Origin of the sequence: Vibrio sp. M260112 (assembly GCF_036533775.1) — a bacterium.
Classification (GTDB): Bacteria; Pseudomonadota; Gammaproteobacteria; order Enterobacterales; family Vibrionaceae; genus Vibrio.
On sequence record NZ_JATABH010000029.1, the window covers coordinates 36702 to 42956 of the forward strand.

6 protein-coding genes and 1 tRNA gene are annotated in these 6255 nt (G+C 43.5%); 6 read left to right on the forward strand and 1 reads right to left on the reverse strand.

The genetic code is table 11. The annotated features are described in order from the left end of the window. Window positions 1–74: 74 nt before the first annotated feature. The 3 genes from gshA to luxS are packed head-to-tail and all read left to right on the forward strand — an operon-like array spanning window position 75 to window position 2800. On the forward strand, window positions 75–1643 hold the full coding sequence (gene gshA, locus QTN95_RS13075) for a glutamate--cysteine ligase (RefSeq protein ID WP_331417766.1): 1569 nt from the start codon (window positions 75–77) through the stop codon (window positions 1641–1643). Window positions 1644–1655: 12 nt separating this feature from the next. Further along, complete coding sequence (locus QTN95_RS13080) at window positions 1656–2252, forward strand: transglycosylase SLT domain-containing protein (protein ID WP_138971975.1); 597 nt, start codon at window positions 1656–1658, stop codon at window positions 2250–2252. Window positions 2253–2281: 29 nt separating this feature from the next. After that, a complete protein-coding gene (gene luxS, locus QTN95_RS13085) occupies window positions 2282–2800 on the forward strand; it encodes an S-ribosylhomocysteine lyase (protein ID WP_138971969.1) in 519 nt (172 codons plus the stop codon). Between the two features lie 56 nt (window positions 2801–2856). Here the strand turns inward: luxS and QTN95_RS13090 are convergent, their stop codons facing one another. Beyond that, window positions 2857–3333: an RDD family protein gene (locus tag QTN95_RS13090; protein ID WP_331417767.1), complete on the reverse strand. Its 477-nt coding sequence runs from the start codon at window positions 3331–3333 to the stop codon at window positions 2857–2859. A 192-nt stretch (window positions 3334–3525) separates the two neighbouring features. Between QTN95_RS13090 and QTN95_RS13095 the strand changes: the two genes are divergently transcribed. From QTN95_RS13095 to QTN95_RS13105, 3 genes are all read left to right on the forward strand, one after another. Beyond that, a tRNA-Leu gene (locus QTN95_RS13095) sits at window positions 3526–3610 on the forward strand. Between the two features lie 408 nt (window positions 3611–4018). Then, window positions 4019–4423, forward strand: coding sequence for a VOC family protein (locus tag QTN95_RS13100; RefSeq protein ID WP_331417768.1), 405 nt, complete (start codon window positions 4019–4021; stop codon window positions 4421–4423). A gap of 130 nt (window positions 4424–4553) precedes the next feature. Next, on the forward strand, window positions 4554–5810 hold the full coding sequence (locus QTN95_RS13105) for an HD-GYP domain-containing protein (protein WP_331417769.1): 1257 nt from the start codon (window positions 4554–4556) through the stop codon (window positions 5808–5810). The last annotated feature ends 445 nt before the right edge of the window (window positions 5811–6255 follow it).

Genomic DNA, 6255 nt, shown 5'->3' on the forward strand with positions numbered 1-6255 from the left:
ATGGGTCACCCTTTATGAATTTGTTTAGCCAGTTTGGTAGAACTACCAAACCTTAGATATAAGCGAACCTCATTTTGACTGAATTTGCTGCGCGACTTGAGCGAGTTGCACAAAACCCAGAAGTATTTAAGAGTTTTGGACGTGGTGTGGAGCGTGAAACGCTGCGCTATCACCAAGATGGTCATCTTGCAACAACGCCACATCCTGAAGGACTCGGTTCCGCTTATGCGAATAGCTGGATCACCACCGATTTCTCCGAGTCATTGCTGGAATTTATTACGCCGGTATCGAATGACATATCAACCCTGATTGCACAGTTAGAGGACATCCACCACTTTACTCAGACTAAGCTGGGCGAAGAAAAAATGTGGCCGCTTTCTATGCCGTGTTATGTCGGTAGTGAAGATGATATCAACCTAGCTCAATATGGTGTTTCTAACTCTGGGAAAATGAAAACGCTTTACCGCGAAGGTTTAAAGCGTCGCTATGGCAGCTTGATGCAAATTATCTCAGGTGTGCATTTCAACTTCTCTTTCCCTGAGAGTTTTTGGCAGCAATTGTTAGGTGAGCAGAGCGAAGAGCAGCGTCAGGCGAGTAAGTCAGACGCTTACTTTGGTTTGATTCGCAATTATTACCGTTTTGGCTGGTTAATTCCTTACTTCTTTGGTGCATCGCCAGCGTTATGTTCGTCGTTTGTTCAGGGCAGAGACAGTAAATTACCGTTTGAAAGCATTGGTGGGTCACTTTATCTGCCGTATTCCACCTCGCTGAGAATGAGTGATTTGGGCTATACCAACAGTGCTCAAAGCTCTCTAAAAATAGGTTTTAATAGCCTCGAAGAGTATTTAGATGGTTTGAATACCGCGATTCGCACTCCTTCGAATGAGTTTGCTGAGATCGGGGTAAAAGTGGATGGCGAGTACCTTCAGCTCAATAGCAATGTACTTCAAATTGAAAATGAGCTGTACGCGCCAATTCGACCAAAACGAGTCGCTAAGTCTGGCGAAAAACCATCAGAAGCGCTGGCTCGTGGTGGCGTAGAGTATATTGAGGTCAGATCGTTAGATGTGAATCCTTACAGCTCAATCGGTATCAATGAGGATCAAGTACGATTCTTAGATATGTTCTTAACGTGGGCAGCACTGACTGAGTCTGAGCCCATGGATTACTGTGAACAAGCGTGCTGGCGTGACAACTGGAATCGAGTCATCATCGAAGGTCGTAAGCCAGGTCTCGAACTGCAAATTGGCTGTAGGGGTGAAGTCCTTACATTACAAGACTGGGCAAAACGTGTATTTGTGGAATTAGTCCAGATCGCAGAAAAAATGGATGAGGCGATGGGTGGTGAAGCATACCAAGCGGTTTGCTACAAGCTACTTTCGTGGATAGATAACCCTGAGAACACCATATCGGGCAAGTTACTCGAAGATACTAAGCGCTTTGGCGGGTTGGGTAAAATTGGATGTGAGTTGGGTAAGCAATATCGCAATGACCACTTAAACCGCAGCTACAGAACGTACAGTGAAGCGGATATGGAAAGTGAAGTGGTTCGTTCTGTTCAGGCTCAACTTGACGTTGAAGCATCTGATGAATTGAGTTTCGAGCAGTATCTTGAAGAGTACTTCTCTTATTTAAAGTCTTAAGGTCGCATCGTGATAAGGAAGCTTTCACTCCTCCTTAGTGTGTCCTTAGTTGGCGGGTGTGCGACATCCCCGCCTAAAGATCAGTCGAACCTTTGCGAGATTTTTCGAGAAAAGCCAGGCTGGTATGACGACGCTATTGATATGCAAAAGGAGTGGGGAACTCCGATTCAAGTTTCAATGGCGATTGTCAAACAAGAGAGTAGCTTTCGTCATGATGCTCGCCCGCCTAAAGACTATTTGCTTGGTTTTATACCGTGGGGACGAGTCAGTAGCGCTTATGGTTACGCTCAGGCGCAGGATCCTGCCTGGGAAGATTTCCAAAAGTCGACCGATCATGGCGGCTCTCGGACAGACTTCTCAGATTCACTCATGTTTATAGGTTGGTACACGAGTGAAACTCAGAAACAACTCGGCATCTCCAAGTGGGATGCTTACAACCAATATTTAGCCTATCATGAAGGTCGCGGCGGCTATAAACGGAAAAGTTATCAGTCGAAACCGTCACTAATTCGCGTGGCTCGAAAAGTCGAGCAGCAGGCAAAGGATTATGGTTGGCAACTTAAACAGTGCCGACAGGAATTAGAAAACAATAGAAGCTGGTTCTTTTAGTACCAGAGAAGTAGAAATGGAGAAGGACAATGCCGTTATTAGATAGTTTTACCGTTGATCACACCCGAATGCATGCACCAGCAGTTCGTGTTGCGAAAACAATGACCACCCCAAAGGGTGACACCATTACGGTATTCGACCTGCGTTTTACCGCACCAAATAAAGACATCTTATCTGAAAAAGGAATTCACACTCTCGAACACCTTTACGCAGGATTTATGCGCAATCATCTTAACGGTGAAAGTGTCGAGATTATCGATATCTCACCTATGGGTTGTCGTACCGGCTTCTACATGAGTCTAATCGGCTCTCCACAAGAGCAGCAAGTTGCCGACGCGTGGTTAGCTGCGATGAAAGATGTGCTAAAAGTTGAAAGTCAGAATAAGATCCCTGAACTCAATGAGTATCAGTGTGGTACTGCGGCGATGCATTCTCTGGATGAGGCGAAACAGATTGCAGAAGCGATTCTAGCTGCTGGTATCTCAGTAAACAAAAACGATGAGTTGGCGTTACCAGAAGCGATGCTTAAAGAGCTCAAAGTAGACTGAACAGTTTGAAATGAAAAAGGAAGGCAACAGCCTTCCTTTTTACTATCTTTAAAACGTTAATTTGCTTTCGGCAGCACCACAACTTGTGTTTTTGCCCAGATATCATGAAAGCCTCGTTTTTGTGGATCTAATGGAACCGTAAAATTAGCGAGACCAAAACCCGAAGTACCAATACGGATTAGTGCCTGTGTGACTGAAACAGGTTTTCCGTCTACGCTACGCAAGTGCAGTTTCCATGCACGCATACCTAACGTTTGACCGGCTCTGGTCCAGAAGAAAACAAAGAAATAGATCCATACGAAGGCCAAATACGCGGTATAAACCGGACTCCAAATCGGGTGGTTAGTGAGGAAGTCACTCACGTCTTCAAATCCACCTACGTTAAAGATGCCCATCGCCATCAATGCATGCAAAATAGCGATAACAATACCCGCTGCCATCATTTCTACGGCAATGATAATAAGTCCATCGTAAAAAAGAGCCCCTAAGCGGCGAAACAAGCCTGCTGGTGGCAAAGTGTCAATCGTTGACATAAAACCTACTTACCCAAACAAAATAAGGCGAAAGAATATAGCTTCAGTTTTGATCTGAAAAGAGAGCTTGCGCACAGCTTATCAATTTGTGGCTATTTTATCGTCAAACGATAGTTATTTCAGTCTTTTGCACTTGCACGATTCATTGGCATACGTATAATGCCAAACATCAAAGGGCAATAGCCCAGAGATGCCGGTGTGGTGAAATTGGTATACACGACGGATTCAAAATCCGTTTCCTTCGGGAGTGGCGGTTCAAGTCCGCCCACCGGTACCATATTTAAACGATAAAGCCTCGACGAAAGTCGGGGCTTTGTTGTATGTGGAGTTTGTGAGTTCAAACCCAGCGTGGCGTCAGGAGTGCCTGCCCAGCCAAGTCACCCGCCAGTAACATACATAGAAAGGTCGCTTTTATAGCGGCCTTTCGTCGTTTTTGGGAGATGAACATTGTAACTGTCGTTCCATGAGCCTTCTGCCCCTTCTCTCGCCTAAAGCACGCTCGGCAAATACAACGTCAGTACTGGTTTATTCCAATGAAGAGACGGATGGTAATTCAGAATCAGTGGCCTTACGTACTATCGATGTGTTTTACGCTCTGTTGCGCATGCCTTGAGTGGCTTACTTAAATTTTCTGTGGCTTAGGGAAAAGTTGTCTATCTTTAAATTATCAAGATGGAGGCTGAAAATGTACCAACTCACTCCCTATCTATTCTTTGCAGGACGCTGCCAAGAAGCACTTGATTTTTATCAGAACTGCTTCGGAGGCGTTACTGTTTCTAAGCAACTGTTTAAAGATGCGCCTCAAGAGATAGAAGGAGCAGACCCACATTGGATAATGCACGCAGAGTTTCAAGCATCAGGCATGAAATTGATGTTATCTGATGGTGTATTTGCAAAAGAGCTCTCTGGCAACAATATTGCTTTGTCGGTTGTTCTGACAGACATTGATGAACAAGGTCGGCTCTTTGACAAGTTATCGGAAGGAGGTCACGACATGATGCCTCTGGTAGACACATTTTGGGGCGCTCGGTTTGGTAAAGTAGAAGATCAGTTTGGTGTCCGCTGGATGCTACACTGCAACCTTGTATAGTTTGATATACATTGAAGCTATGAATTTCACGTAAGATATCTCTCATTCCAGCGCATAGATAATGATTTCGTTTTCCCATTACTCTAAAATTAGTCATTAATAAGTAAGTAAATAAAGTTGTATATAGATCGTGGCGAGCATCAAAATTACTGTAGATAGGCTACAGCCAGGGTTGCATATTCGTCTTCCGGTTAAATGGAACGAGCATCCCTTTTTATTCAATAGCTTCAAAGTGAAAGACGAAGAACAAATTCGTATGATTCGTCACTTAGGGATTAAGCACGTCTTCATAAACCCAAATCAAAGTGATACGCAACCACTTCCCTCATCAAGTCAATCTAGCTTAGTAGAGGAACCTGTTGATAGTGAAGTCGATCTCGAAGCGCAAAAGCTCTGGAAAGAGAAACAAGATCGGATTGAAAAACTTAGTGCCTACCGACGACGTGTCATCAACTGTGAAAAAGAGTTTGAGCGCTCGTTGTCGCGCATGAGAGCGGTCATGAATAAGATCCGCAATCGACCAGAACAAGCCGTTGATGAGGCGGCGCTACTCGTTAATGATATCGTTGATAAGCTACTAAGTGACGACAACGTTACGCTGCACTTGATGAATGGTAAGAGTGAATTTGAAGACATTTACTTTCATTCACTCAATGTTTCCGTGGTCGCGATGATGATCGCCAAAGCAAAAATGCTGAGTGCAGATCAAATAAAGGAAGTCGCTTTCGCTTCTTTATTTCATGATATGGGGAAAGTGAAAGTCCCTACAGCGATATTGCGTAAACCGACTCATCTTACTGAACCTGAAAAAAACTATCTAAAACTGCATACAAAATATGGGTTAGAGATCGCGGCTAATATGGCGAGTTTTCCTGAAAGTGCTCGGACAGTCATAGCGCAGCATCATGAGCTTAATGACGGTTCCGGTTACCCTGAAGGATTGAAAGAAGATCAGATTGATGAGCTAACCCAAATTGTTGCTGTGGCAAATGCCTATGACAATCTTTGTCATACTAATGTCGCCGCTGACCAAAAAATTCCTTATGTTGCGCTCTCATACCTCTACAAAAACTGCAAGCATCTATATAACAACGAGAATCTGAGCTTATTGATTAAGTTTATGGGGATCTATCCTCCAGGCACTGTCGTACAACTATCGAATAATATGGTCGGTTTGGTTATCTCTGTTAACTCTAAGAACATTCTCTTTCCTAATGTTCTTATCTACGACCCCTCTGTACCCAGAACTCAAGCGCCAATCATTGACTTAGCTGAAAGAGAAATAAAGATAGTTAATGCAATCTTACCTAACAAACTTCCGGATAAAGTAAGGGAGTACCTAAATCCACGCTCACGGATTTCATACTTTTTTGATTCAGATGACTAGTTATCCACAGTGATTTGTGAACAACTCGTGGCTAACCTGAGGGTAAAATGGGTGTAAATGTTGATCTGAGTGATTAATGTCCACTTGGCCCTTTTTTATGAAAAAAATGCATCTTTTTGCTTGCCTTAAAAAAGGAACTGCCTATAATGCGCATCCACTGACAGGGCAGACGCCGCAAGGCTTCAGCAATAGTCAGCGAGGTGAAAAGCTTCTAACAAAATAAATTTGAAAAAGTGTTTGACTCTTCAAATTATCTCGCTAGAATTCACCTCCGCTTCGAGAGAAAGTGTTCTCAAAAAGCAAAGCTCTTTAACAATATAAACCTATCAATCTGTGTGGGCACTCGTTGATGATAATCCAATTAGAAATTTCTCTAAATAAAGAGGGGTTTCAAATTAGGTTTCAATGAAACGAAGTGACCAAACGAGACTTCTTTTGGAAACAT